General features: G+C 67.4%; 24 protein-coding genes. 11 read left to right on the forward strand and 13 right to left on the reverse strand.

What is annotated here, in order from left to right:
- Positions 1-162 precede the first annotated feature (162 nt).
- Entirely contained in the window at positions 163-633 is a 471-nt protein-coding gene (locus KY572_RS25495; RefSeq protein WP_224245780.1) for an NUDIX hydrolase, read from the reverse strand.
- A 238-nt stretch (positions 634-871) separates the two neighbouring features.
- On the opposite strand from KY572_RS25495, the gene KY572_RS25500 reads away from it, so the two are divergent.
- Positions 872-2,410: a serine/threonine-protein kinase gene (locus KY572_RS25500; RefSeq protein WP_224245567.1), complete on the forward strand. Its 1,539-nt coding sequence runs from the start codon at positions 872-874 to the stop codon at positions 2,408-2,410.
- Between the two features lie 150 nt (positions 2,411-2,560).
- Here KY572_RS25500 and KY572_RS25505 read toward each other — a convergent pair whose 3' ends face one another.
- From KY572_RS25505 to KY572_RS25520, 4 genes are all read right to left on the reverse strand, one after another.
- Complete coding sequence (locus KY572_RS25505; protein ID WP_224245568.1) at positions 2,561-3,934, reverse strand: deoxyguanosinetriphosphate triphosphohydrolase; 1,374 nt, start codon at positions 3,932-3,934, stop codon at positions 2,561-2,563.
- A 175-nt stretch (positions 3,935-4,109) separates the two neighbouring features.
- Entirely contained in the window at positions 4,110-5,048 is a 939-nt protein-coding gene (locus KY572_RS25510) for an SEC-C metal-binding domain-containing protein (protein WP_224245569.1), read from the reverse strand.
- Positions 5,045-5,614, reverse strand: coding sequence for a hypothetical protein (locus KY572_RS25515; RefSeq protein ID WP_224245570.1), 570 nt, complete (start codon positions 5,612-5,614; stop codon positions 5,045-5,047). Before KY572_RS25515 ends, KY572_RS25510 begins: the two co-directional genes overlap by 4 nt.
- A 227-nt stretch (positions 5,615-5,841) precedes the next feature.
- Complete coding sequence (locus KY572_RS25520) at positions 5,842-6,426, reverse strand: outer membrane beta-barrel protein (protein WP_224245571.1); 585 nt, start codon at positions 6,424-6,426, stop codon at positions 5,842-5,844.
- 418 nt (positions 6,427-6,844) lie between these two features.
- On the opposite strand from KY572_RS25520, the gene recJ reads away from it, so the two are divergent.
- Entirely contained in the window at positions 6,845-8,557 is a 1,713-nt protein-coding gene (recJ, locus tag KY572_RS25525; RefSeq protein ID WP_224245572.1) for a single-stranded-DNA-specific exonuclease RecJ, read from the forward strand.
- A gap of 4 nt (positions 8,558-8,561) precedes the next feature.
- On the opposite strand, the gene KY572_RS25530 is transcribed toward recJ, so the two are convergent.
- The 6 genes from KY572_RS25530 to KY572_RS25555 all read right to left on the reverse strand — a co-directional run bounded on the left by KY572_RS25530 (position 8,562) and on the right by KY572_RS25555 (position 14,603).
- Positions 8,562-9,509: a threonine/serine dehydratase gene (locus KY572_RS25530; protein ID WP_224245573.1), complete on the reverse strand. Its 948-nt coding sequence runs from the start codon at positions 9,507-9,509 to the stop codon at positions 8,562-8,564.
- Positions 9,510-9,575: 66 nt separating this feature from the next.
- On the reverse strand, positions 9,576-10,898 hold the full coding sequence (locus KY572_RS25535; RefSeq protein WP_224245574.1) for a hypothetical protein: 1,323 nt from the start codon (positions 10,896-10,898) through the stop codon (positions 9,576-9,578).
- Positions 10,899-11,026: 128 nt separating this feature from the next.
- Entirely contained in the window at positions 11,027-11,251 is a 225-nt protein-coding gene (locus tag KY572_RS25540; protein WP_224245575.1) for a YHS domain-containing protein, read from the reverse strand.
- 206 nt (positions 11,252-11,457) lie between these two features.
- On the reverse strand, positions 11,458-12,210 hold the full coding sequence (locus tag KY572_RS25545; RefSeq protein ID WP_224245576.1) for a hypothetical protein: 753 nt from the start codon (positions 12,208-12,210) through the stop codon (positions 11,458-11,460).
- An 18-nt stretch (positions 12,211-12,228) separates the two neighbouring features.
- Entirely contained in the window at positions 12,229-13,491 is a 1,263-nt protein-coding gene (locus KY572_RS25550) for a hypothetical protein (RefSeq protein ID WP_224245577.1), read from the reverse strand.
- 32 nt (positions 13,492-13,523) lie between these two features.
- A complete protein-coding gene (locus KY572_RS25555; protein WP_224245578.1) occupies positions 13,524-14,603 on the reverse strand; it encodes a hypothetical protein in 1,080 nt (359 codons plus the stop codon).
- A gap of 63 nt (positions 14,604-14,666) precedes the next feature.
- Here KY572_RS25555 and aspS point away from each other — a divergent pair, with 63 nt between their 5' ends.
- The 7 genes from aspS to KY572_RS25590 all read left to right on the forward strand — a co-directional run bounded on the left by aspS (position 14,667) and on the right by KY572_RS25590 (position 22,087).
- Positions 14,667-16,490 carry an aspartate--tRNA ligase gene (aspS, locus tag KY572_RS25560; protein ID WP_224245579.1) on the forward strand — a complete coding sequence of 608 codons (1,824 nt, stop codon included), beginning with the start codon at positions 14,667-14,669 and terminating at the stop codon, positions 16,488-16,490.
- Positions 16,491-16,565: 75 nt separating this feature from the next.
- Positions 16,566-17,336, forward strand: a complete 771-nt coding sequence (locus tag KY572_RS25565; protein WP_224245580.1) for a hypothetical protein — start codon at positions 16,566-16,568, stop codon at positions 17,334-17,336.
- A gap of 219 nt (positions 17,337-17,555) precedes the next feature.
- The gene (locus KY572_RS25570) at positions 17,556-18,293 is read left to right on the forward strand and encodes a pilus assembly protein (protein WP_407659997.1); all 738 of its coding nucleotides are present in this window, start codon (positions 17,556-17,558) and stop codon (positions 18,291-18,293) included.
- Positions 18,294-18,339: 46 nt separating this feature from the next.
- On the forward strand, positions 18,340-19,884 hold the full coding sequence (locus tag KY572_RS25575) for a TadE/TadG family type IV pilus assembly protein (RefSeq protein WP_224245582.1): 1,545 nt from the start codon (positions 18,340-18,342) through the stop codon (positions 19,882-19,884).
- 7 nt (positions 19,885-19,891) lie between these two features.
- Complete coding sequence (locus KY572_RS25580) at positions 19,892-20,992, forward strand: TadE family protein (RefSeq protein ID WP_224245583.1); 1,101 nt, start codon at positions 19,892-19,894, stop codon at positions 20,990-20,992.
- A 40-nt stretch (positions 20,993-21,032) separates the two neighbouring features.
- Positions 21,033-21,890, forward strand: a complete 858-nt coding sequence (locus KY572_RS25585; RefSeq protein ID WP_224245584.1) for a hypothetical protein — start codon at positions 21,033-21,035, stop codon at positions 21,888-21,890.
- A complete protein-coding gene (locus KY572_RS25590; RefSeq protein WP_224245585.1) occupies positions 21,887-22,087 on the forward strand; it encodes a hypothetical protein in 201 nt (66 codons plus the stop codon). The genes KY572_RS25585 and KY572_RS25590 overlap by 4 nt, the downstream gene beginning before the upstream one ends.
- 24 nt (positions 22,088-22,111) lie before the next feature.
- On the opposite strand, the gene KY572_RS25595 is transcribed toward KY572_RS25590, so the two are convergent.
- Positions 22,112-22,873: a hypothetical protein gene (locus tag KY572_RS25595; RefSeq protein WP_224245586.1), complete on the reverse strand. Its 762-nt coding sequence runs from the start codon at positions 22,871-22,873 to the stop codon at positions 22,112-22,114.
- Positions 22,874-22,959: 86 nt separating this feature from the next.
- Between KY572_RS25595 and KY572_RS25600 the strand changes: the two genes are divergently transcribed.
- A complete protein-coding gene (locus KY572_RS25600) occupies positions 22,960-23,580 on the forward strand; it encodes a hypothetical protein (protein ID WP_224245587.1) in 621 nt (206 codons plus the stop codon).
- Between the two features lie 3 nt (positions 23,581-23,583).
- On the opposite strand, the gene KY572_RS25605 is transcribed toward KY572_RS25600, so the two are convergent.
- Positions 23,584-24,204 (reverse strand): hypothetical protein, encoded by a 621-nt coding sequence (locus tag KY572_RS25605; RefSeq protein ID WP_224245588.1) that lies wholly within the window; start codon positions 24,202-24,204, stop codon positions 23,584-23,586.
- Between the two features lie 142 nt (positions 24,205-24,346).
- On the opposite strand from KY572_RS25605, the gene KY572_RS25610 reads away from it, so the two are divergent.
- Entirely contained in the window at positions 24,347-25,270 is a 924-nt protein-coding gene (locus KY572_RS25610) for a diacylglycerol/lipid kinase family protein (RefSeq protein ID WP_224245589.1), read from the forward strand.
- Positions 25,271-25,366 lie beyond the last annotated feature (96 nt).

Genomic DNA, 25,366 nt, shown 5'->3' on the forward strand with positions numbered 1-25,366 from the left:
GAGCGCCTGGATACCAGTGAAGGAAGGGGCCTTCCTCCATGAATACGGCTGGCTCGAGAGGAGAAGGCTCGTGTTGAAGGGACCGAGCGAGAGCAGAGAGGTAGGGGAGGGCTGCTGACTACCGGGCATCTTCGCGGAAGTCTGCTGCGCGCGCTTCCGCCCTCAAGCTTCCTCGTCGGGCAGGAGCGTGCGGAGGAGCTCGTTGTCAGGGCCAAGAGGGCGCCAGCCGGGTGGCGGCGGCGTGGCTCGCAGCGCTGCCCTGGCCTGCTTGACACGTTTCTGATGAGTCTCGGGGGTGTAGGTTGTCCAACGGGCAAGTGCATGGGCGACATCGAAGAGGGTGGCCTCGTCCAGCACGGCCGGCCAGCCGTTCGGGAGATGCTGAGACAGCTCGCGCACGAGCTGCCCGCGCACCAGGCGCGTCACCTGATGACTCCGCTCCGCCTCCTCGACCAACACGCTGAATACCTGCACGCCGGCGATGTCGTCCGCGCCCAGTTCCTCGGCTAATGCCACCAGTGAGGCAGTGGGACGCGCCTCGGCGAAAGCGGTGAGCGAATCGTACCCACGATCTTGAACCCGCTCATGCAGACGGGCCTTCCAGTCGCCCTCCCAGGATCGGTCCCCGCTCACCTTCCACCCCAAGGCGTGAAGTTCATGGGGAGCTTGTACTCCTTGGTGCCTCCGGGGCGGGAGCCTCGTCACACCTCGGGTCTGCTCACGAGAACCGCAGTGAGACTTGTCCACGAGCAGCTGGTGCGTGGAACGTAGGCCCGCATGGGGCTCGTCGGCGGGGAGTGCCAGCGTGCCTGCTGTGGGAAGTGAGGCTGCGTGCATCTGCCCCATGAGGTAGGGTACGGAGTGCGCGGCAATGAGCTCCCGCGTGACGGAGAACCCCATGGGGAGACAGCGACAGCCCAGTCAGGAAGTGGATCCGCTGGCCTTGCCGCTGGGCACGCAGGTAGGCCCGTGGCAGGTGGTGGGGTTCGGAGGCCGCGGCGCCTACGGCTCGCTGTACCGAGTGAAGCGGGCAGGAGAGGGCAATGCCGGGCCCTTTGCGCTCAAGCTGGCCATCCATCCTCGGGACGAGCGCTTCGCGCGGGAGGCCTCGCTGCTCTCGCGCATCCGCAGTGCCCACGTCCCACGGTTGCAGGCGCAGGGACTGTGGGAGCACGCGTCCGGAGTGTTTCCGTACCTGGTGATGGAATGGGCGGAGGGCGAACCGCTGTACGAGTGGGCTGCGCGACGCAACCCATCCTTGCGGCAGATGCTCCGAGTGCTGGCGCAGGTGGCACGAGCGCTCGAGGCCACGCACGCGACCGGGAGCGTGCACCGAGACGTGAAGGGAGCCAATGTGCTGGTGCGGCCAGCAGATGCATGGGTCACCCTCACGGACTTCGGAGCCGGGCATTATCGGGGAGCCGCGACGCTCACCTCCAAGCTGTTGCCGCCGGGCACGCCTACGTACCGCAGCCCCGAGGCGTGGGCCTTCCTGCGCACCTTCCTTCGCCACCCCACCGCTCACTACCCGGCCAGCGCATGTGATGATCTGTTCGCGTTCGGAGTGATGGCCTACCGGCTGCTGACGGACGAATACCCGCCGCTCACCCACCCGGAAGAGCCCGGAGCCGAGGTGTGGCGGGAGGGCGGGCCTGGGCCGCGGCCACCGAGCGAACTCAATCCCCAGGTGAGCCGGGAAGTGGATGCCCTCATCCTGCGCCTGCTGGCCACGGCTCCTGTCGAGCGGTTTCATGGCCAGGCTCGCGAGGCGGCGGAGGCGCTGCAACAGGCGGCGGAAGGTGCGCGAGCCGAGGCGGATGCTCCGATGTTCCGCTGGGGAGACGCGCACCAACCTCGGTGGCGCTCTCCGGAAGCGGTGCGGCTGGCCGAGGAGCGGGATGTCGCTGCCAGGGAGCAACTCACACGACGGCGGGCGGAGGCACGCGCTCGGACCACAACGGTCAGCAGGTCGGCTGTGCCTCGAACTCTCGCGTCACCCTGGAGGGTAGCTGCCGCAGTGGCCCTCCTGGGAGGGGTAATCGCCATGATCTGGGCGTCGAGGGTGGAGCGGAGCCAAGAGGGGGCGCGGGCCACTCCCGGGATGGGGCCCAGCGATGATGGGAGCGTTGCCGTGGGGGACAGCGCCCAGAACTCCTCCGGCAAGACGTTCTTGCCAGAACCTCTGGGGGAAAGAGTGTCTCCGGCGGGAGAACCGCTCCCCCAGGAGCCGCTCCCCGGTCAGCGCAAGCCCCCGTGCCGGCCGAACGGAGAGGTGGAGCTTCGCGGCGGATGTTGGAACCGCATCGACAACGCGCGCCCGCCGTGTGAGGAGTATGCGTACGAGTGGAATGAGGAGTGTTACCTGCCTGCTTATGCGAACCGGCGCAGACCTGCTGCGGATAAACCGTGAACAGGCAGGCGACAGTCATCCATATGGGCAGCACGTAGCCGCTCATCCCATCTATACTTCTCAGTCGGGACATGCCTCTGCCACGTCCTACGGCAGAGCGGCCGCTTCAGTGTGATACGCAATCAGGATCGACTCACCTGAATACTGGGATTAGAGCACGCGCCCTGGAATAGAGATGCCACTAATACGCCGGAATAGAGAGAGCGCATAACGGTCAGTCATCCCGCTGACGTAATCCGTTACCCAAAGAAGTTTGTCGTACTTGGACGAGGTGTTCTTCTTCCCAAACCTTTGCTCCATAAGTGAAACCAGCTTTTCCTCGCGCTGCGAGGGGGCTTCCTTTAACGCAGCAGGGACAAAAGAGGACAGAAGCCCACCCAGCGCTTCATACCCAGCGAGTTCAATCTCCAGTACGCTCGTGGCCCTGTAGCACTTGCTTTGAGCAAGTTGCTGCAGCTTCTTCAAATCACTTCCGGAGGGGATAATTTTTGACAGCGACTGTTCGAATTTCCCCTCTAGGATTTGGGGTTCATTGTCCATGAATGCTTCGACGCATTCCCTCAGGAACTGACCAACTGCGTTGGCGCGCAAGTAGCCAACGCTGCTACGCTTGTTATGGCTCTTCTGCTTGAATTCATTCTCGCTGAATGCCGAGGCTTTCCGGGCAACCGGCAGGAGGGCTGACTCGGCCTCGTCCGCTGCGACATAACCGAGGCGCACCCCATCTTCGATGTCGAGAATCGAGTAGCAGATATCGTCGGCAGCTTCGACCAGAAACGCAAGAGGATGTCGCGTCCAAGCCAAGCCATCGAAGCCGGACTGTTGAGGTATCAAGCCAACCTCCTCTGCTATCAATTGAAACAAGTTCCTTTCTGCTTGCTTGAAGCCGTGCTTTTTTAAGTCCGCTCGTGGCGGAGTGTTGTTCTTGGAAGGGAATTCTTCCGGTTTGCTTGACTCCCTTGGATACTTGGTGAACGTGGCGAGCGTCGCTGCAGTTAGTTGCAAGCCCCCATCCCCCTCATGTTGAAGACGGGACAGCAGTCGGAATCCTTGCGCGTTGCCCTCGAACTTCAAGAGGTCCGTGCGCTCGCGGTCGGAAAGTTCGGGCAGGAATTGCTTTCCATCGCCGTGCTCGAAGAAGGAAGCAATTACGGACTCTCCACTGTGTCCGAAGGGCGGGTTCCCGATGTCGTGAGCCAAGCATGCGGCAGCAACAACTGTGCCCACATCGTGCGGGAATCGCTCGGGATACTTCTCTCTTTCTCGGATCCTCTTCCCGACAGCAACGCCAAGCGACCGCCCTACCGAGGAAGCTTCCAAACTGTGGGTGAGTCTTGAGTGGACGACATCGTCCTCAGGCAATGGGAAGACCTGGGTCTTGTCGTGCATCCGGCGGAATGCCGTTGAGAAGAGGATCCGGTCCCAGTCGCGCTCGAAGGCGCTGCGCTCGGGTTCCTCTGCCTTCTCCAAGAGAGTGCCGTCATTCTTTAGGCGCTTCTTCGACAGCAACTTGTTCCAGTCCAAAGCTGACCTCGTGTATTTGGTGACTTCAACCCGCAGGGCGAATCGAGGGTGTGGTCAAGCGCGGGTTACTGGATGCGGTTCTGAAGATTATGCATAAGCGATGGCTTCCGCTCAACACTCTCCAGTGCTGCACTTACTGTGCCGCCCCGTTTTCTTGGCACACAGGTACTCCAGGCTATTTCGGTGCGTTGACCAGCGGGTCGTTTACCGAGTGGCGACAAATCATCTGGTCAGCGAGCGAGACGCCAGGTGGCGGCTCCACGTCGAAGATCACGATGCAGTGCAGCGCTTCGTGTGTCTTCTTACCAGCGCAGCACTTCTTGAACTTCTTGAGTGAGCCGCAAGGACACGGAGCGTTTGGGGCGCAGCGCGCGAACGGGGGTTGGAGGTACTTCTCGTTCGTAAAGCGGCGTGTTTCCGTGCGCACATGCCAGCCATCCCATGCCGAGGCCAAGCGCGACACAACGTAGTGGACCTTGCCGTAGTTGTACGGAGTGGTCGTGAAGAGGACCGAGTACTTCTGCACCGGAGTCTTCACGAAGGAGATTTCCATAATCACTGACTCCGCGATCCTGCGGCCACACATCTCGCCGTCGTACAGGTCAAATACCCGGTGCCCACACGTCTTGCGGGGAGTTACATGGTGCCCGCAGATGCTGCAGAGCACCTTCTTCTTTATGAACCCTGGACTGAAGAAGGCCGTATACGGGAACAAGGACTGGAAGCGTGGAATGTGCTCCAGCATGAAGGCGACGCCATAGCGATCCGCCGCATCATCGAAGTGGTACGCGAGGAAGGAGAGCTGAATCTCCGCGCGCTCGAACGCTACCCATGCATCGTAGTAGTGGTCTTGGCGGCACTGTTCCACGGCCTCTACATACGCCGTTTGTGCCGTGGCGATGGTCTCCAGGATCCACGCCGCCGCTGCAAGATGTTGGTCACCTGTTGCTACTGCCGAAGCTTTGGCTGCCGTGAGGTGCGCGCGACCGGTGGCGGAAAGAGTTCCCCCATGGGCACGGTACGCCTGGAGTTCGGATCTTGGCTGGGCCAACTGCGCGGCCTTTTCTACCAGTTCAGCAATGGCGGCGCGGTCGAGCCTCGAAACAAACGTCATTTCTTCTTGCTCCCCGCTTTGGAGTCTCCACCGGACTGCTCGTTGAACGCGGCACGCAGGGATTCAGAAAAGGCCGTTTCGAAGGTCCCGGGCGGCCCTTCGTACTTGATGGACACGGTCTTCTTCTGCCCGTCGAGGAGCACCTCTGCCTTTACGTTCCCCTCCTTCCGGGACGGTCCTCGCTTGAGCCAGTCGTAGACGTAGTTTGACAGGAGGTTAATGAGGAGGGACACCTGGGCTTGGTTTCCTGCAATCATGACCAGGGTCGGGATCCACAATTCCTCCCCATGTAGGCCCAGCTCCAGGTAATCCTCGTCCCTAACAGCTAGGTCAACTGTGAGGGAGTCAGCTTGGTTGTCCTGGAGGTACCTGAAGAAGTTCTCGGTGCCAGGAGGGAATACCGGTCCATCTGCCCCTCGGTAGTCCTCTTCAGGTACGAGGATGACGTTCGCGCGTTCAAGCTGCGCCCTGAAGGTCCTGTCATCACCGGCCCTCTCCAGGATGCGCGGGAACTGGCTGGGAACCACTTGGACCTGAACAGACGGCTGGGGCGTGGAGGCTTTCATGGGGAGGTCTCTCACTTAAGAGCCAATGCAAGCAGGCGCAAGACCACCTATGTTCCACCTCGATGGAACTACGGCATACGCGGCCGGCTTGGAAGCATTCGGGAGACACTCCGGTGCTTGAAAGCACCGAAGCCGGAAACCGCTGACGAATCAGCAGCTTCCGGCCCCAACTTCAGTGTCCCCGATGGGATTCGAACCCGTCGGACTCCGCTGCGCTGAGCCCGCCGCTAGAAGCGGCCGCCCAGGGTGAGCGAGGCGTCGAAGAGGCCGCCCTGCGGATTGCCCAGCGACGCGTCGGACGCGAAGCTCTCATCCACCAGCAGCCGGTACGTGGCGCGCAGGCCCGCCGTCAGCCCTCCCTTGTTGAACTCGACGCCGGCGGCCACCGGCACCTCCTCCACCAGGTCCGAGTCGTAGAGCCCCGCCCCCCCGCTGGCCGAGACGTACGAGGCGCCCAGGCCCGCGCCCACGAAGGGCTTCACCACCTCGATGAAGGGCGGCGCCAGCTTGATCAGCCCCGTGGCCCCGTTGCGCGTCAGCCGCGCATCGGGCAGCAGCCCGTTGTCCACCGTGTTGCTCGAGCCCGTGTAGCCCAGCTCGAAGCCCAGGATGTTCGTGGGCTGCACGTTCACCGTCAGGCCCCACGCCGGACCCGTGTTGATGTCCTCTCCCAGCTCGCCGGTGTACTCGCTCACGCCGCCGCTCAAGAACACCTTCAGATCGCCCTTCTTGTCCTCATCCCTGGCCAGCGCCGTGCCCGCAACCCCCAGCCCCAGCACGAACGCCATCACCCGAAGTCCTTTGTTGTGCATCCCTTCCTCCCTGAGTCAGGTGGTGTGCACACAAGCTGCTCACCCGGTCCCTCGCCGTCGTCCCTGCCCTGGCGAGCGGCCGAGCCCCCGTCCGAGCGGGCCCCCAACGACTGCTCAGGCCCATCGCGCGTGCGCCCAGCCCCCTACAGCTCCGGGACATGGGATGCGCCGCCGAGCCCGTTAGAACCTGCTGGGGACAACCCGGACGAGACGGTCGCCAGACTCCCAGGCGCCTGCCTCCTCGCTCTTCCTCCCCAACCCGAGGGGGCACACAAGCGCCTTCCTGATCGCGTGTTCAGGAAGGGAAGTGTCATCCTCGAGGTTGGCCCTTGCTGGTCAGACCATTCAGGTACTGTCATGCCTGTTCAGCGGTATGATCGGCGGGCCGGGCGTTCCTACCCGGGAGAGGAGTCCGACGGTGCGGTGGGTGTTACCCGAGACGGTTGACGAGCAGGCGAAGTCCCTCGCCGGGGAGCTCGGTCTGCATCCTCTGCCTGCTCGCATCCTCCTGCACCGCGGCTACCGCACCCCCGAGGCCGCCCACGCGTTCCTCTCGGACAAACTCGCGGATCTGCCCGATCCCTTCCGCATGAAGGGCATGGCCGCCGCCACCGAGCGCATCACCCGCGCCCTCCGCCAGAACGAGAAGATCACCCTCTACGGCGACTATGACGTCGACGGGGTGTGCTCCACCTCGTTGCTCGCGCTCTTCCTCCGGGAGTTGGGGGCTCGCCCGGGAACCTACATTCCTCACAGGTTGGGCGAGGGCTACGGCCTCAACATCCAGGCGGTCGAGAAGCTGGCGGCTGAGGGCACGCGCGTCCTGATCACGCTGGACTGCGGAATATCGGCCACCGCCGAGATTTCCCGCGCGCGCGACCTGGGCGTGGATGTGGTGATCGTCGACCACCACACCGTACCTGCCACGTTGCCTCCCGCGGTGGCCGTGCTCAACCCCCACCAGCCGGGCTGCGAGTACCCCACCAAGACGCTGTGCGCCGCCGGCGTGGCCTTCAACCTCTGCATGGGCCTGCGCAAGCGCCTGCGAGATGACGGCTTCTTCGCCAACCGCAAGGAGCCCAACCTCCGCGCCCTCATGGACCTGGTGGCCATGGCCACCGTGGCCGATGTCGTCCCCCTCACCGGCGCCAACCGCATCCTCGTGGCCCACGGGCTCCAGGAGCTCACCGCCGCTCGCCGCCCCGGTGTCCGGGCGCTCAAGGAAGCCGCTGGCCTGGAGCCGGATGCTCCCATCACCGCCGGGCAGGTGGGCTTCCGCCTCGGGCCCCGCGTCAACGCCGCCGGCCGCCTGCATGACGCGTCGCTCGGGCTCCAGATGCTCACCTCCGAGTCCCTCGAGGAGGCGCGCCGCCTGGCCCAGGTGCTCGATCGCGCCAACGCCGAGCGCCAGGGCATCGAGAGCACCATCCTCACCGAGGCCCTCAAGCAGGCCGAGACGCGCAAGGAGGCTCGCGGCTTCGTCCTCTACAACGAGGGCTGGCACCCGGGCGTCATCGGCATCGTCGCCTCGCGCGTGGTGGAGCGCTTCCACCGGCCCACCGTCATGGTCGGCGTCAATGACGGGGTGGGGAAGGGCTCGGCGCGCAGCATCGAGGCCTTCCACCTGTTCGACGCGCTCAGCGGGTGCTCGGACATGCTGGCCCGCTTCGGTGGCCACAAGTACGCCGCCGGCCTCACCATCGAGGCCGACAGGCTCCCCGCCTTCCGCGAGGCCTTCGAGCGCATCGCCATGCAGCGCCTGTCGCCCGAGGATCTCATCCCCCGGTGCAAGGTGGACGCGGTGGTGACGCCGCGCGACCTGGACGAGAGCGCGGTGGAGGCCCTGCAGAAGCTGGGGCCCTTCGGCCAGGGCAACCCGGAGCCGGTGCTGGTGCTGCGCCGGCAGATGGCTCGCCCGCGCGTGGTGACGCCGAAGACGGGCTACGGCTCGGCCCACCTCAAGCTGGCCCTCGTGGACGCTCCCGAGGTGGATGCCATCGGCTTCGGCATGGCGGACCGGCTCACCCTCGTCGAGGGCCCCGTGGACCTGGCCTTCCAGGTGGGCGTGGACACCTTCCGCGGCCAGCGCCGCGTGTCCCTGCGCCTCAAGGATCTGCGCACCGCGGCGTGAGCCCTCAGAGCAGCTCCGCGAGCTTGCTCAGCTCCACGTTGGCGCCGCACAGGAGCACGCCCACGCGCTCGCCCGGCTTCGGCCGGTAGGCCTGGGAGAGCAGCGCCCCGAGCGCCGCCGCGCCGCCCGGCTCCGAGGCGATGCGCCAGTCCCGCCAGAGCGTCCGCTGGGCCTCGCGGATCGCCGCGTCCTTCACGAGCGCCACGTGGTCCACGGCGGCTCGGGCGATGGAGAAGACGAGCTCTCCCGTGTTGCGCGCGCCCAGCGAGTCCGCCGCGATCGACTCGACCGTCACGTCCACCGGGCGCCCCGCCTCCAGTGAGGCGTGCAGGGCCCGCGAGCCCTCGGGCTCCACGCCCACCACCTTGACGCCTCGCCCCGCCCACCAGCTCGAGATGCCGGAGATGAGCCCGCCTCCGCCCACCGCCACCAGCACGGTGTCCAGCCCCGGCCCGTCCTCCTCCCACTCGAGCGCCACGGTGCCCTGGCCCTGGATGGTGGGCATCGAGTCGTACGCGTGGATGGAGAGCGCGCCCGTCTCGGAGACGTGCCGGGTGCAGGCGCTGAGCGCGTCGGCGTAGCGCTGGCCTCCGATGACGATCTCCGCCCCGAGGCGGCGGATGATCTCCACCTTCGCGGGGCTGGAGATCTCCGGCACGAAGATGCGCGCCGGGACGCCGAGCTGCCTGGCCGCGTAGGCGACCGCCGCGCCGTGGTTGCCTCCCGAGGCCGCCGCGACGCCCGCCTTGGGCACCGGCTGCGTCAGCAGGGTGTTGAAGGCCCCTCGCGGCTTGAACGTGCCCGCGTGCTGGAGGAACTCCAGCTTCAGGCTCACCGGGCCGTCATGCCCGAAGGTGCCCGGCGGCAGGTTCCAGACGGGCGTGCGCCGGATGTGAGGCCGGATGCGCTCGTACGTGGCGCGGATGTCGTCGCGGGAGATCGGAAGGGTCACGGCTCGCTCGGGGTGGGGAGCCGCCTGTCTAGCTCGTCCCCGGCGAGCCGGCAAAGCCGCGGCGCGCTACTGGAGGTTCACGTAGCCCATCAGCCCGGTGTCTCGCTGCGCCGGGCCGTCGCGGAGCGAGTCCCTGCCGAACCAGGCCTCATACCCCTGCACATCGCCTCGGGCGTAGGCGGAGATCTCGATCGCGTGCCGGCCCGTGGCGAGCGTCGCGTGGGGAGACACCTCCGCTGGGAGCGCGAAGGGGGTGAACGAGGTGATGGACGGAGGCGCCCAGACGATCCAGTTGAGGCGCCCCGCCTGGCCCGCCGCGGCGGCGATGCCCATCCGGTGCAGCTGCGCCTCGGGGTCCGCGCTCCAGCGCACCGTGAGGCCCGAGCGCGGGACGGCGGGCGGGGCCTTGTTCGTCCCCACGGTCGGGGACTCGAAGCGCATCGGCGCCAGGAGCTTGACGCTCGCGCTGGTGGCCGTGCTCGCCACGGGCACCTCCGCCGTCGTGCGCCCGGAGGGCAGTCTCTCGCGGTCCCCCGCCTTGACTCTCAGCATCGTCCGGGTGGTGTCGAACGGAGGCGTCCGCGCCACCGTGGGCACCTTCAAGGGCACGGAGCCCAAGGCGTCCGTGCGGAAGAGCTCCGCCTCTCCCTCGAAGAAGAGGTACTCCGCGCTCGCCACGCTGCCGTAGGCCTGCAGCCCTTCCACCCCGACATCGAGGAGCTGGTCCACGGGGTGATCGAGCGCCACGTCCTGCCCGCTCACCGCCTGTCCTCCGCCCACGGTGACGCCCCGCTTGAGCCCGGCGCGCAGGACGGTGAACTCATCGTCAGCGACCTCCCAGGCGAAGAGCGTGGCCTGGCCCGGAGCGACTCCATGCACCTCGAGCGTGAAGGCGCCGTCCGCGGCGGGGTTCCGAGGGTAGGCGGACAAGGCATTCACCGCGGTCACGGTGACGGTGCCGTTCCCACTGGCGCCCGTCACCTTGCCGGACACCGTGCCCTGCAGCGAGGTCTGCTCCGACGGGCCGAACGGGTGGCTGAGCCATACCTCCGGCTGGTTGATCCCGAGCACCGTGTAGACCTCGGTCCCGCCGTAGTCGGGCGTCCTCACGAAGACGACGCTGACGTCCTGGGGGCCCACGATGGACGGATCCTCGAAGCGCGCCGAGCCTTGCGCATCCAGCGGTAGGCGGAACCGGCTCCCGTCGCCCAGCAGGGCATGGGCGCTGACCAGGCTCTCCGAAGAGGGCCGGATGGGCATGTGGACCACCAGCGAGCCCTGGATGCCACCCACCACCTCTGGCGTCTTCCCCGGCGGATCCTCCGGTGTCTCTGAGGACTTTCCACAGGCGACGAGCAGCAACAGGGCAAGCGGGACGAGGCGGTACATCGGGGGCTCCAGGGCAGACGGGCACGACGGGCCCGGCGGGTCCTGGGAGATTGCGAGGACGCGCCTGCGCTGGATCCCGGCTCCCTCGGGGCTGGCCCCTCAGGGAGTGCTGCTCAGCCAGCTCGCGCTCAGGAGATGCCCCAGCGCACCCGGCCGGGAGACAGCAGCGCGCCGGCTCGCGCCAGCTCGTTCATGCGGAAGCGCTCCGCCTGCTTCTCGAAGGCGTGCCGGCAGTTCTCCGAGCAGAAGAAGTACCGGCGCTTCTTGTACTCCGTCGAAGGCTGCCCTTCTGGCTCCTCCAGGTGTCGACCACAGACCGGATCCAGATGACGTCCTTGCACGCTCTTGTTCACGCTCGCCTCCCACCTCGGGACGGCGGCCCAGGCCTGGCGCATCCGTCCCACCCGCGCCCAAGCTAAGCACGGTGCGTGCCAGCGGCTCGGGCCGGTAAGGCCCGAGAATGGCAACGGATCGCGGGCAGGCAGGGGAGCAACCCTGGAACCCCGAGGCGGAAAATGTTTCCGCCCCGTTCCAGCCTTCCAAGAACGTGCGAGCGGCCTCAGAAGGCCGTGCCGATGCTGCCGCCCACGAAGGTGTCGTCCATATAACCGCGGCGGAAGCGCATGAGCTCGATGCGGAAGGCCACGGCCATCTTCTCGGAGACGCGCGGCCGGCCGCGGAAGCCCACGCCGTACTGGAGCAGCGGCTTCATGCCCTTCACCGCCGTCTGCTCCTCGCCGATGGTGAGCGAGGTGGTCTGGAAGGCGAAGCCGCCGCCCAGCTGCCCGAAGATGCCGTACGTCTTCGACTCGCCGAAGACGTACTCGTAGGCGGGCGCCACGCTGAAGTAGTGGGTGCGCGTGCTGCCCTTGATGAGCTCGGTGCCGTCGCTCAGGCCGGCCATCGTCCAGCGCAGGTCCGCCCACACCGTCTCGCGCAGCGGCTCGTTGTTGAGGATGCGGCCGAACTCCCAGGTGAAGCGCAGGCCCAGGCCGAAGGTGGGGTCGGCCACCCGGCCGCGCGAGCTGTCCATCAGCATGGCGCCGACGATGACTTCACCGACCAGGCCCTTGTTCGGATCATCCTCTCCGGCCAGGCGCTCGAACTCGCCCTCGGCCTCCTCGTCGTCGCGCATCCGGTCGAAGTCCGCGGTGGGATCCTCGCTGCGGCGCGGCAGCTTCCGGGGAGAGTCCTCCGAGTCTTCCTCATCCGGGTAGGCGATGGGAGCGTCATCCTCCTCCTGGGCCAGGGCCAGGGCGGGAGCGGAGAGGGCGAGGGCCCCGAGCAGCAGGGGCAGGCGGCGCAGATGCAAGGTGAAGGTCCTCATGACTCAGGGAAGCCGGGGGCAGGTGTTGCCGCCCTGGGCGGCGGACGGGCAGGGCTTGCCAGGGCCCACCAGCTCGGCGGCGGGGATCTGGAGGTGATCGATCAGCTCGTTGCACACCGCCGTCTTCAGCGGGACGTCCGTGATGTGGTTGACGAGCACCGCCGTCACGGAGACGAGGTTGAACTTGAGCTGATCGTTCAGGCTCAGGGTGATGAGCTGCTGGAGGCCTGGGTTGGTGCCGGACTGGTCCGAGTAGGCGGAGATGATGGCGCGCTGGAGCACCTTGCGCTGCCCGGTGGACTCGCCCGCCTGGTAGAGCGCGCTGGCCAGGATGGAGCCCACCTTGTACTCGAGCCCCTGGCCGGAGAAGGCGCTCAGGGTGGCGTTGTTGAGCTGATCGCGCAGGAAGATGTCCATGCAGCGGTCGTTCTTGGACAGGTCGCGATCGGCGGTGACCCGCTCATCGAAGGAGGTGCTCAGGAAGATCTTATCGCAGCCGGTGGTGCTCTCGCAGGTGACGCCGAAGCCGTGGTAGTCGGCGAAGCCCTCGTCCAGGGACTTGACCAGGTTGGCGCCAGGGCTGGCGCCCGCGCTGCCCCACAGGACGATGGGGGCCGGCAGCCGGGCACCGCCATACACCTTCCGGTTGAAGACCAGGTGCGAGTACTCGTGGGCCATGATGCCGGAGTTGATGGCCAGCGGCGCGCGCTGCAGCTCGTCGAAGGGCACCACCATGAAGGACTGCGTGGGCGCGAAGAACAGGGCGTTGTCCTTGAGCGCCTCGGGGCTGGAGTCCCTCAGGACGAACTCGGGGAAGTAGTACACGGTGGCCGGCCCGCCGAAGTCCGCCTGGGGGATGTTGCCCACCGTGTTGAAGTACGCGTTGGCCCGCTCGAAGTTGTAGTAGGCCGTGACGATGTTCCAGGTGTGGAAGTCCGCCGGCCAGAGCACGCCTTCCTGCTCGATGAAGTTGGGGCTGACGGGGCGGCCCTTGGACTTGATGAGCGCGTTGGCCAGCTGCTCCTCCGTCTGGGCCGCCTGGATCTCCGGATCCTGGGAGTCCGAGATGATGCGAGCCCCCCCGAGCAGATTGGCGACCGAGCCCTCCATGCGGAACGGATCGGTGACGGTGGTGAGGGTCACTTCCTGCGTCACGTAGCTCCCATTGCTGGAGAGCACCAGGGCGCGGACCCGGACGGGATCCGGCGGCACGGGCTCGCACGCGGCGAGCAGGACGAGCGCGGCGACGATGGCGATTCGATGCATGGACCGGGGTTCTACTACGGCCGCCCGGGCATTCAGAAGGTGTACTCCGCGCCCAGCGTGAGGAGGCCGGTGTAGACCGGGTCGGCGGCCTCGGGCACGTCTGACTGCACGGCGGCGGCGGCCCACAGCCGGAGCGGCTCGCCCAGGCGGAACGTCCACCGGGTGCCCAGCACGTGGCCATGGCCCTGGCCCGGCACGTACTGGGTGAAGCCGTAGGAGAGCTGGGCTCGCACCTTGGAGCTGAAGCGGTAGGTGACCGCCGGCCTCACGTCGAAGCGGACCGGCGCGCTGGGCAGGCCCGCCACCACGTTCACCTCCGCCAGTCGCCCCGCCACCGAGGTGCCGAGATCCCGGTAGAGGCGCTCCAGGAAGGCACGCTGCAGCGCGCGATCTTCTCCTTCCTGGGTATAGCGCTCGGCGAGCGCCTGCTGCTCCTGCTCGGTGAACTGGCCGGCGCTGAGCGGATCATCGCTGTAGAGGTAGAGGCCGCCGCGCAGGCCCAGTTCCCAGTGCGTGCCCAGCATCAGCCGCGCGCCCAGGGTGGGGCGCAGCACTCCGAGTCGCTCCGTGTGCTGGAAGGCGACGGTGGGGGCGTTGGTGCCCTGGCGGGTGAGGATGGAGCGGCGCAGGGGGTAGCGGGTGAGGCCGAGGCTCGCATCGAGCCCGTACTCCACGTCCGACAGCCCTCCCGAGTCGTAGCCAGCCGAGAGGGAGAGCCCCTGGCTGCTGTAGGCGGTGCGGGCGGCCAGCGACGGCAGTCCGAGCCGGGGACGCTCGATGGCCAGCGGGGTGAGGGTGGACTTCGGCAGCCCCACCAGCAGTGAGCCGGAGATGAGCCAGTGCTCGGAGAGGGCATGGTCCACGCCCAGCGAGAGCTGGTGGCTGGCGGCGGTGTCGGGCTCGGGGCGCAGGCCGCTGTAGCCGAAGGTGAGGAACGTCTCTTCCTCGCGCAGCTCCACGTCGCCCAGGAGCGTCAGGGCTCGGGAGTCCTGGCTGGCGCTCAGCTCGGCCGTCAGCGAGGCGGCTGGCGCGGGCAGGGCCCCGAGTACGCAGAGCAGGCCCAGCGCACAGGGTGACAGCGGACGGACCCCTCTCCGGATTCCTTGACGCATCGTTTCCACGCTCCGTATGGTGCCGCCCCTTCTCTCGAAACACTCACCAGCGCAGGCGGTGTCATGGCGGTCCCGTTCATTACCGAGGTCAAGCGTACGCATAGCTGTGGCCAGCTCACCAAGGAGCACATCGGCCAGGAAGTCGTCCTCTTCGGCTGGGTCCAGAACCGGCGCGACCACGGCGGCGCGGTCTTCATCGACTTGAGGGATCGCGAGGGGCTCACCCAGGTCGTCTTCGAGCCGGACGCCAAGGAGGCCCATGAGCTGGCCGGCAGCCTCCGGTTGGAGTTCTGCATCGGCATCCGCGGCAAGGTCATCTCCCGCGGCAAGAACGTGAACGCGAAGATGAAGACGGGCGAGATCGAGGTGAAGGCGGACGCGCTCACCATCTTCAACCGCTCCGAGCCCACCCCGTTCCTCATCGAGGACAACATCGAGACGAGCGAGGAGAAGCGCCTGGCGTACCGCTACCTCGACCTGCGCCGGCGGCCGCTGCAGCAGTCGCTGATGACGCGCTCGAAGATGCACGCGCTGACGCGCGCGTACATGGTGGAGAACGGCTTCCTGGAGCTGGAGACGCCGTTCATGGGCAAGTACACGCCCGGCGGCGCGCGCAACTTCCTGGTGCCCAGCCGCCTCAACCCGGGCAAGTTCTACGCCCTGGCCGAGAGCCCGCAGCTGTACAAGCAGCTGTTCATGGTGGCGGGCTTCGAGCGCTACTTCCAGATCGTCAAGTGCTTCCGGGACGAGGACCTGCGCCTGGACCGGCAGCCGGAGTTCACGCAGATCGACGTGGAGATGAGCTTCGTCACCCAGGACGACGTCTTCACGATCATCGAGGGGCTCATCAAGAAGCTGTGGAAGGAGGTCCTCGACATCGACGTGCCCACGCCGTTCATGCGGATGGACTTCTATGAGTCCATGGCGAAGTACGGCAACGACAAGCCGGACCTGCGCTTCGGGCTGGAGCACATCGTCCTCACGGACCTCATCCGCGAGCACGGCGAGGGCGGCGGGGTGCCGCTGATGTACGAGGCGGTGCAGCACAAGGGCATCGTCAAGGCGATGGTCATCCCGGCGGAGAAGGCGCTCAGCCGCGCCGAGTCCGACAAGCTGGAGGAGTTCGCCAAGCAGGCGGGCGCCCGGGGCCTGGCGCGCGCCAAGGTGGGCGAGGGTGGCGAGTGGACGCAGTCCCCGCTGGCGAAGACGATCTCCGGCGCGCTGCGGCAGGCCATCAACCAGGCGTGCAACGCGAAGACGGGCGATCTGATCGTCTTCCAGTTCGGCCGCGAGTCGCTGGTGCACACGGTGATGGCGAACCTGCGCGTGCACGTGGCCAAGAAGCTGGGGCTGATCCCCGAGTACGGCAGCGGCGGCCAGTGGAAGTTCCTGTGGGTGGTGAACCCGCCGCTGTTCGAGTACGACGAGGAGACCAAGACGTGGGCGGCGGCGCACCACGCCTTCACGCGGCCGCACGATGAGGACGTGCAGTACCTGCTGACGGATCCGGGCCGGGTGAAGTGCCACCGCTACGACGTGGTGCTCAACGGCTTCGAGATCGGCGGCGGCTCCATCCGGCTGCATGATCCGAAGGTCCAGGCCGAGGTGTTCAAGGCGCTGGGCATCAACGACGAGGAGGCCAAGGCGAAGTTCGGCTTCCTGCTGGACGCGCTGAAGTTCGGCGCGCCGCCGCACGGTGGCATCGCGCTGGGCATGGACCGCCTGTCCTTCCTGCTCACCGGCGCCGAGTCCCTGCGCGACGTCATCCCGTTCCCGAAGACGAAGACGGGCACGGACCTGATGACGGGGGCTCCTGGCGACGTGGACGAGAAGCAGCTCAAGGAGGTCCACGTCCGCGCCGCGCCGCCCCCGGCGCAGCAGAAGTAGCGAGCAGCGCTCGGACGAGCCCTGCCGGAGCGCGCGGTGTCGCCTCCGGCAAGGCAGCCGGGATAGGCTCGGCGCGTGTCCGACGATCAGAAGAGTGCCGAGGAGAAGCTCGCCGAGTACGAGGCCCTCGCGGAGCGGGTGCAGAAGACCTCGGAGGAACTGAACAATCTCCTGAGGAGCGTGGAGGCCCTCGATCCCGAGGACTCCTCCGAGCGTGGGTATGAGCTCTACGAGGAGGCCCGCCTGGTCGCGGAGGCCGGGCTTCTCGAGCAGCTCTGCGAGCTCGTGCTGCCCGAAATCAAGCTCGTGGCGAGGCCGATCCGCGCCGCCCTGGCGGAGCCGGAGCCCAGTGAGAGCGAGGCCGAGCTCGAGGTGCTCGCGGGCTCGTTGCCGGCCCGGTATCGCCAGGCCGAGTGGCTCGACGTGCCGGCGTTCCACCTGGAGGGCGCGACGAACTTCCTGGGCGCCTTCACCGACGCCCATGACGGTGACACCGGGGTGATGACCAGCAAGGCCTACTACCTGCTGGTGGATGGGCGGTTCGTGGAGGTGCACTCCCTGGGCACGTGGCGGGTGACGGGCAACGAGCTGCACGACACCCGGAGGACGCTCGTCTCCACGCGGGTCGTGACGGCGAAGGACGTGGTGGCGGAGGTCCACTTCATGGACCTGTTGCTGAAGCTCCGGCACCCGATGCGGGTGCGGGCGCAGCAGGCTATCGAGGCTGGGGCCGACCGGGATGTGGCGGAGCGCCTGGCGCAGTTCGAGCTGCTCGAGGGGCTCTACATGGAGCTCGCGAAGCAGATGGCCGAGGGTCTACGACGCATCATCGACGGCCCCTCCTGAGGAGGCCATTGGCGTGGGGCTAGGAAGGTCCTTGCGCACTTCCTGCTCCAAGGTGCGCGATGCGCGCATCGTTTTGATGTATAGGGAAAACCGTAGTCCAGTTGACGGATACTGCCAGGGAGAGTTCGTGCGAAACTACACAGGCGCATGAATCCTCCAGGTAGGCCACTTCATCGGGAATCCGGGCAGGCGGCGGTCGAGACGGCCCTTGTCGCGCCGATGATGGTGTTCCTCGTGCTGGGCATCATCCAGCTGGGGATGATGCACCAGGCGCGGCTGATGAATGAGTACGCCGCGTATCGCGCCGCCAGAGCGGGCATCGTCAACCACGGCGACTGCGACATCATGGAGAACGCCGCGTTCTCGGCGGTGCTGCCCACGCTGGGGCCGCCGCCCTCGGGCGGCTCGGGCCGTGTCGACACGCTCGGCAAGGCGATGGTGCTCTACAAGGCGTACACCACGATCCCGGGCAACAAGATGTACACGGGCGCGGCGCTGCCGCTGCTCCGGCTCGAGGTGGTCAACCCCAGGAAGAGCCAGCTCTCCAGCCTGTTCTCCACCTACGGCTCGCACATGGACGGGCGCGAGATCGACTACGACGACGTGCGCAACGACGAGGTCATCGCGGCCAACCTGCTGTCGGTGCGCGTCACGTACTTCTACAACCTGCGCATCCCCTTCGCGAACTGGATGATGCACAGCTTCTTCATGGGGCGTGAGTCGCTGGGAGACCTCAGCGGCGTCCAGTTCGAGGTGCAGAAGGCCGGCGGCATGGCCGCCACGCGCTATCTGGAGGATCGGGGAGCGGCCAAGGGGGGCGACTACATCCAGCTGCGCACCCTGGCCACCCAGGGGACGTTCGTGATCCCCCTGATCTCCACCTACTCCATGCGCATGCAGTCCAACCTCTTCAACAACGGCTCACGCGGGCCTGGGAAGTGCGCCGTCGACAGCTGAGCCGTCGGCGACGAGCGGAGCGGATATGTACGGGATTCTTCGCAGAATGCGGCGCGACGAGCGGGGCCAGGCCATGGTCATCGGCGTCATCGCCCTGCTGGTGCTCTGCGTGACGGTGATGACCTCCGTGAGCATCGGCCACGGCGTCTACTCGAAGATCAAGCTGCAGGACGCCGCCGACGCCCAGGCCTACTCGCTCGCGGTGAAGGAGGCGCGCGCCTACAACTTCCTGGCCTACACCAACCGCGCGATGATCGTTCACTACTCGGCCATGCTCACGGTGATGTCCTACGTGAGCCACGCCGTGTACCTGGACAAGACGATCCGCGTGGCGGCCAGCTACCTCAAGGCCATCCCCGTCATCGGCGGAATATTCGCGGCGGTGGAGACCGCCATCAAGACATGGAAGACCGTCGTCGAGACGGTCTCACGAGGCCTGGTACCCATATTGACAGCGCTCAACGTCGCGCTCTGGCTGGCCCAGGAGGCCATGCTCGTGGGCACGGTGCTGGACCTCATCACCTTCAACGAAACGGAGGTCATCGCCGGCACCGACAAGAACGCCATGACGGGCTACGCGATGGACTTCGACTACACCTCGACCTCGGGCTGGGAAGCGCTGGCCGCCAACGTCACCACCAACTTCTCCAACGCGAAGAACTTCCTGCACGCCATCGACGACGGCCCGCACAGCAGCGAGTCGACCATCGACTGGTCGGACCCCACGGGGCTGGGCAAGCGCTCCAAGCTCATGAAGAAGGACAACGCGCTGTCGGATCCGGACATGGCGAAGTACCGCCTGCTGATGGGCAACCTGGCCAACGCCGTGCGCCGCGAGTGGACGGCGAAGGGCAAGGGGCCCATCCTCATCGGCCGCGACTGGGACTTCCACCTGTGCGTGGTGGTCGGCGAGCTGCGCATCAACAAGACGGCCGACAGCCAGATCAAGAGCTTCTCGGAGAACTTCGAGAACAACCGCAAGGATCAGCTCTACGCCTCGGACGACATCTCCATCGATGTCCGCATCCCCTGCTTCAACTTCCTCTCGGGCTGGGACACGGTGTTCGAGCTGCGCTTCCGGGCCGCGGCGGACGCGCGCGACGGCTACCACCAGGAGTACGGGCGTCGCAAGACGGACAACCACCACCCCTGGCTGGGCATCACTCCGTTCCTCACCTCGGACACCAGCTTCATGAAGCCCTGGCAGTACCACTTCAGCTACCCGTGCAGCCTGGTCATCCTCACCAAGGACATGATCGCCAAGCAGCAGATCTTCAACATGCAGACCGAGTACATGAAGGGCTCGGGCACCTACGACGAGAACGGGGTGTTGGATCTCACGTGGGACATGGTCGGCGGCGACAGCCCGTCCGCGCAGAACTTCCGCGAGAAGACCGGCGGCATGATGGCCCTGGCCGTGGGCCGCGCCATCTACCACCGCCCCGGTGACTGGAAGGAGGAGCCCAACTTCTTCAACCCGGTCTGGACGGCGCGCCTGGCTCCCGCGGTCACCCACTGGGAAGAGGAGTCCATGAAGGTGATGATCTCCGAGTGGGGCAAGGTGGAGGCCGTCTTTGGACTCAACTACTGAAAGACGAATGCTCAGGGGGCGCAGGGCCCAGCGGGGCGGGGCGGTGGTCGAGTTCGCCATCCTGGCGCCCATCCTGGTGGTGCTGGTCCTCTGGTCCAACTACTTCTGGGAGGTGCAGCACGCGCGCATCAAGGCCGCCGAGATCGCCCGCTTCGTCGCCTTCGAGCGCACGGTGCGCCCGGACCTGGGTGCGATCGCCGCCGAGGCGAAGGACCGCTACAAGGATCTCGACGGCACCACCAAGGGCGTGGAGCTGGGGACGGCCTACCGCAACCGGCTCACCATCAACGTGACGGCCAGGAATGCTCCCGCGCCGCTGACGGGCATGAGCCTGTCGGACATGGGCACCAAGGGCGGGGCGGGCGGGATCGCCGGCGCGGCCATGAGCGTGCTCGGCGCGGTGGCGGGCGAGGTCGCCCAGAAGATGGACCTGGACCCCAACCAGGGCGCCGTGCAGGCGGATGTCGAGGTGAAGATCGAGAACGCCATCATCCCCAACGAGATCGCCCTGTACACCACCGGCTTCTCGGACGATCGGCTGAACCTCACCCTCAACGAGCGCTTCTACATGTTCCACGACACGTGGCGCGCGTGGGGCTACGGCGACAACCCCAACAACACGTACGCGCGGGTGCAGCAGATCACCTATGACCGCGCCCGGCAGATCACCTATGCGGGCATCACCTCGGGCTCGGCGGGAGGAGCGCTGGACGCGATCGGCACGGTGCTCTCGGTGCTCGGGCTCGACTTCCCGTTCAGCGACAGCTACGTCCGCGACTCGTTCCTGATGCGCCCGGTGCCCCAGAACGGGTACTACAACGCGACCACGCCCACGCGCACGGTGCCGGGAGATCGGCTGCAAGCGGCCTACTGGCGCAGCGACACGCGGGCCTGCCTCAACAGCTGCGAGCCGACGATCATCAAGCAGAAGCGCGGCTACCGCAGCTCGGGCGACTACAACGACAACTGGCCGATGCGCTCCTACAACTGCCGCGGCAAGTTCTTCCAGGGCGCCCGGCAGTCCAACCAGACCGAGTCCGAGTACTCGCAGCCGTCGGGCCCGGGCACCAGCTACTTCACCTACGGGCGCAACGCATGCCAGGAGTAGGCATGCCGGGCGCCCTCACGCGGGACGAGACCGGAGCAGCATGAGCGGGTTGTCGGACAGGACGGGCACCCTGACGCGGGTGGTGGGCTTCGGAGGCCTGATGATGCTGGTGGCCACCGCGCTGGTGCTGCGCGAGCCCCCGCCGGCCGAGCCGGAGGCCAGCGCCGCGCCCGCCCAGGCCGCGGTCGTCACCCAGGCTCCGCTGCCCGCTCCGGCGGTGGGGAAGGACCGGGTCCGCAAGCTGTTCCCCGCCTACCCCGGCGCGAACATCACCCCCATGGGCATGCTGGAGGCCAACGGCAACCCGATGGAGATGTCCTTCTTCGACACGCGGAGCCCGGCGGCGGACGTGCTCGACTTCTACCGCCGCGAGTTCCGCCAGCGGGGCTACCACGTCGTCACCGAGCCGGACGGCAAGGGCGGCGGCGCGGTCAACTACTACGACCCGATGATGGGCGCGCTCATCTCCGTCACGGCGGTGGGCGTGGGCAGCGGCCGCGAGGCGCACACCATGGTGTTCCCCTCCATCGTCGAGGCGCCCCAGGGCGTGCACTTGCAGGGCAGCGCGCCCGAGGCGCTCCCGCTGCCGCCGGGCGCGGTGACGGTGCTGCGCGTGGATGATCGCAGCCCGGGCCCGTCCGATGGCAGCTCCACCGTGACGCAGGTGGCGCACGGCACGCCGCAGATGCTGGCGGACTTCTACAAGGCGGAGATGGCCGGGCGCGGCTTCGTCCAGAAGGACAGCCACTCCTCGAACGGCGTGGAGATGCTCGACTTCTCGCGGGCCGGCGAGCGCGTCTCGCTCTCGCTGTCGCCCATCGAAAAGGAGGGGCTGCCCCAGTCCCTCGTCACGCTCGTCATGGAGCGTGCCCCTGAACTCAAGGAGCCGAAGCAATGAGTGGAGTGCTCTCTCGCACCTACCGCTGGCTGAAGCGCCCTCGCTCGCGTGGGCAGGCCATGGCGGAGTTCTCGATCATCCTCATGTCGCTGCTGGTGGGCGGAGTGGCGCTCTCCACGTTCGCGCCGGACATGCTGGCCGCCTACACCATCTACGTGCGCGGCTTCTACGTCGTCCTGGGCTACCCGATCGGCTGAGCCGGACGGGCGGGCCCGCGCTCCTCACTGGCCGGGCACGCGCGGCACGGCGATGGGGACGGCGTTCAGCTCGGGGCGGGCGCCGGTGCCGCTCTTCCTGGCCACCCAGGTGGCCTCGGGGCCGCGCAGGGACTCCACGCCGAAGACCGGGGCCTTCGGGGTGGTGACCACCTCCATGGTGCTCCCGGTCTCCAGGCGGAAGGTGAGCTGGCGGGCCTTGCCGGCGAACGGGCCGCCGCGCACCTCGGTGTCTCGCGCCCGCGTCTGCTCTCCGCGCAGCTCGGGCTGATCGGCCAGGAGATCCACCGGGATGGAGATGGGCGCGTTGGGAGGGACGGACACCGCCAGGCGCTCCACGAGGGGGTGGGTGCCGCCTTCGATCCACAGCACGACGAGGGTGCGCGGCTTCGTGTCGTAGGTGACCTCGAGCTGGTACAGCGGCGTGGTGTTGTCGCGCAGGGTGTGCCCCACCACCGCGGCGCGAACGGGGAAGGTCGCCTGCTTGGAGCGGAACTCGTACTCCACCCAGGCTCCGACGGTGGGCTGGAACTGGCCGTAGAGCAGGGGCGGCGGGATGAGGGCGCGCGCCTCCGCGAGCCGGGAAGGGTGGATGGTGCTGCCTCCATCGGTGGCGGAGGGGACGCCGCCATCCGTCGCCGTTCCGGAGGCAGGAGGCGTCACGGGCGCGGGGGAAGCGGCGGGCTGGGTGCCTGCATCCGGAGCGGCGGAGCTCGAGGAGCCGAGCAGCACGAGCGAGAGACACGAGGCGTTCAAGAGGCGGCGCATGGGAGGGGTACTATCTGCCCTTCTCTCTTCGAGGGACAAGCCGTTTGCCTGGGCCGCGAGGGCTCGGGGCAGGAGCGAGGGTTGGCATGAGCAGGGCAGGGATCATCGCGGTGGCACTGCTGTTCACCGGCGCCACGGCGGCGCGGGCGCAGGAGAGCGTCACGGGGAGCATGCTGGGGCTGCCGCTCGTCATCAAGGAGGGCGGCTGGGCGCGCTACGTGGGCGAGTCCTCGGAGGGCCCCTTGGAGTTCGTCTTCAAGGTGGGCGGCACCGGGCGCCACGCGGGCAAGAGCGGCCGTTGGATCATCCTCGAGGTGGAGGTGCCGATGACGGGGCGCATCACCCTCCAGTTCCTCGTCAACGGGGATCGGTTCTCGGCGAAGAACGTGCTGCTCCTGCGGATGATGCTGCCCGGACAGCCGCCGAGAGATTCCTCCCAGGCCTTCGCCAAGGCCGGCGAGCCGAACATCCAGCCCCGGGTGCTCAAGGAGGCCGTCGAGACGATCGCCGGCCGCAAGATCAACGTCACCGAGTACGCGTACCCGGGAGGCATCTCCGCGGGCTGGTCTCCCTCCGTGCCCGCGCTGGGGCTGACCCACGTGTCTGGCGCCCAGTCGTACCAGCTGGTGGCCTTCGGCGTGGGCGGCGATCCCTGGAAGGGCACGGCGCCGAGCGCGATCTGGCCGGAGCCCCCCGCGAAGAAGTGAGCCTCAGCGCCCCGGCGCGCGGGCGGAGAGGCCGGCCTGGAGCAGGGTGCGGCGAAGCTCCTCGTGCTCGGCGCCGACGAGGCGGGCCTGGAGCCGGAGCTGGTTGCCTCGGCCGGCCTGGAGCTCCGAGCGGGGGAAGTCGCCGCGGGTCTTCTGGAGCTGGAACCACTCCAGCTCGGAGAAGCGCGTGCGCTTGCCCAGGTGGTCGATGAAGCCATCCGAGGCCAGGAAGAGGGCGGGGATGAGGTGGAGGCCGATGCCGCACAGCCACCCCGCCAGCCCCAGACAGAAGCCGGCGAGCGCCGGCCGCCCATCCGTGGAGAGCAGGTGCAGCGCCCCGAGGCCGAGGACGACCATGGCGGCGAGCACCTGCAGGTAGGTGCCGACCTCCGCCCGGGTGCGCAGCACGACGAGCGCGCGGGCCCGGAGCAGGGTGAACAGCGCCAGCAGGGACAGGAGCGCTAGGCCTCCGGAGGCCACGGCCACGCCGAGATCGATCAGGCCCTGACGGCCGCCGAGCCGCTGCGACTCGCGGACGAGCCACACCGCGCAGCCGCTGAAGAAGGCGAGCGCCACCCCGTGGAAGAGGATGGCGGAGGTGGGAGTCCTAGGAGTTTCCTTCACGGTGGGTACGCCCAGCATGACACGAACAGGCTATTGTACCGCCCCCGTATCGGGTCCTGGCGCCACTCGCGCGAGTCGCGGAGTGGTGCGCGGCCTCGCCAGCACGTAAACAGGCGTCTCCAGGCAGGAGGAGAGGGGCTGAATGAAGACGTTCCTCGTGGTCAACCCGCGCAGCGCCGGTGGTCAGACGGGGAAGCGCTGGGCGGAGCTGTCCGCCCAGGTAGGTCGGGCCGTGGGTGAGTTCGGGCAGGAGTTCACGGCCGGGGCGATGGACGCGGCGCGCATCGCCCGCAAGGCCATCCACGACGGCTACGACTGCATCGTCGCGGTGGGCGGGGACGGCACCATCAACGAGGTGGTCAACGGCTTCTTCGAGAACGGTCGGGCAATCAACCCGAACGCGGCGCTGGGCGTCATCCCCCGAGGCACGGGCGGAGACTTCCGGCGGGCCTTCGGGTGGGACCTGGAGCTGGACTCGGCGCTGGCGCGGCTGCGCTCGGACAAGACGGAGCCCTTCGACGTGGGGCTCGTCGAGTACGTCAACCACGAGGGCAAGCCGGAGCAGCGCTACTTCGCGAACATCGCCTCGCTGGGGGTGAGCGCCTTCGTGGCCAACGAGGTGAACGCGAGCAACAAGACGCTGGGCGGCAACATGGCCTTCGTGTGGGGCACGGTGAAGGGCATGTTCCGGTTCGATCCGCCCACGGTGAAGCTGCGCGCGGACGGCGGCGCCCAGGAGACGGTGCCCATCAACGTGGTGGCGGTGGCCAACGGGCGCTACTTCGGCAGCGGCATGTGCGTGGCTCCGGACGCGCTCACGCACGATGGGCTGTTCGACATCACCATCTGGTCCGGCTACGGGCTCAAGGACTTCGTCTTCCGCTCCAAGGGCATCTACAGCGGCGAGCACGTGACGTGGAAGGGCACCAGGCGCCTGCGCTGCCGCACCTTCGAGGCCGAGAGCCAGGAGGGCCAGGAGGTCCTGATCGAGGTGGACGGCGAGGTGCCTGGCCGGCTGCCGGTGAAGATGACGGTGCTGCCGGGCGCCATCCGCCTCAAGGTGTGACGGCGTCGGCGTCGAGGCGGCCTGGGCGGTCGCAGCCAATGGTCCTCCGAGTGCTGGAGCTCGGCTGTCTGTAACGCAGGCAGCCTACGTACGAAG

Origin of the sequence: Hyalangium gracile (assembly GCF_020103725.1) — a bacterium.
Classification (GTDB): domain Bacteria; phylum Myxococcota; class Myxococcia; order Myxococcales; family Myxococcaceae; genus Hyalangium; species Hyalangium gracile.

Bases quoted from the DNA above. Each gene is read 5' to 3' on its own strand.
- KY572_RS25500 (WP_224245567.1), top strand. From the start codon at position 872: ATGAGCTCCCGCGTGACGGAGAACCCCATGGGGAGACAGCGACAGCCC.
- KY572_RS25510 (WP_224245569.1), bottom strand. From the start codon at position 5,048: ATGACGTTTGTTTCGAGGCTCGACCGCGCCGCCATTGCTGAACTGGTA.
- KY572_RS25515 (WP_224245570.1), bottom strand. From the start codon at position 5,614: ATGAAAGCCTCCACGCCCCAGCCGTCTGTTCAGGTCCAAGTGGTTCCC.
- KY572_RS25520 (WP_224245571.1), bottom strand. From the start codon at position 6,426: ATGCACAACAAAGGACTTCGGGTGATGGCGTTCGTGCTGGGGCTGGGG.
- KY572_RS25535 (WP_224245574.1), bottom strand. From the start codon at position 10,898: ATGTACCGCCTCGTCCCGCTTGCCCTGTTGCTGCTCGTCGCCTGTGGA.
- KY572_RS25550 (WP_224245577.1), bottom strand. From the start codon at position 13,491: ATGCATCGAATCGCCATCGTCGCCGCGCTCGTCCTGCTCGCCGCGTGC.
- KY572_RS25555 (WP_224245578.1), bottom strand. From the start codon at position 14,603: ATGCGTCAAGGAATCCGGAGAGGGGTCCGTCCGCTGTCACCCTGTGCG.
- aspS (WP_224245579.1), top strand. From the start codon at position 14,667: ATGGCGGTCCCGTTCATTACCGAGGTCAAGCGTACGCATAGCTGTGGC.
- KY572_RS25570 (WP_407659997.1), top strand. From the start codon at position 17,556: ATGATGGTGTTCCTCGTGCTGGGCATCATCCAGCTGGGGATGATGCAC.
- KY572_RS25575 (WP_224245582.1), top strand. From the start codon at position 18,340: ATGCGGCGCGACGAGCGGGGCCAGGCCATGGTCATCGGCGTCATCGCC.
- KY572_RS25580 (WP_224245583.1), top strand. From the start codon at position 19,892: ATGCTCAGGGGGCGCAGGGCCCAGCGGGGCGGGGCGGTGGTCGAGTTC.
- KY572_RS25585 (WP_224245584.1), top strand. From the start codon at position 21,033: ATGAGCGGGTTGTCGGACAGGACGGGCACCCTGACGCGGGTGGTGGGC.
- KY572_RS25590 (WP_224245585.1), top strand. From the start codon at position 21,887: ATGAGTGGAGTGCTCTCTCGCACCTACCGCTGGCTGAAGCGCCCTCGC.
- KY572_RS25595 (WP_224245586.1), bottom strand. From the start codon at position 22,873: ATGCGCCGCCTCTTGAACGCCTCGTGTCTCTCGCTCGTGCTGCTCGGC.
- KY572_RS25600 (WP_224245587.1), top strand. From the start codon at position 22,960: ATGAGCAGGGCAGGGATCATCGCGGTGGCACTGCTGTTCACCGGCGCC.
- KY572_RS25610 (WP_224245589.1), top strand. From the start codon at position 24,347: ATGAAGACGTTCCTCGTGGTCAACCCGCGCAGCGCCGGTGGTCAGACG.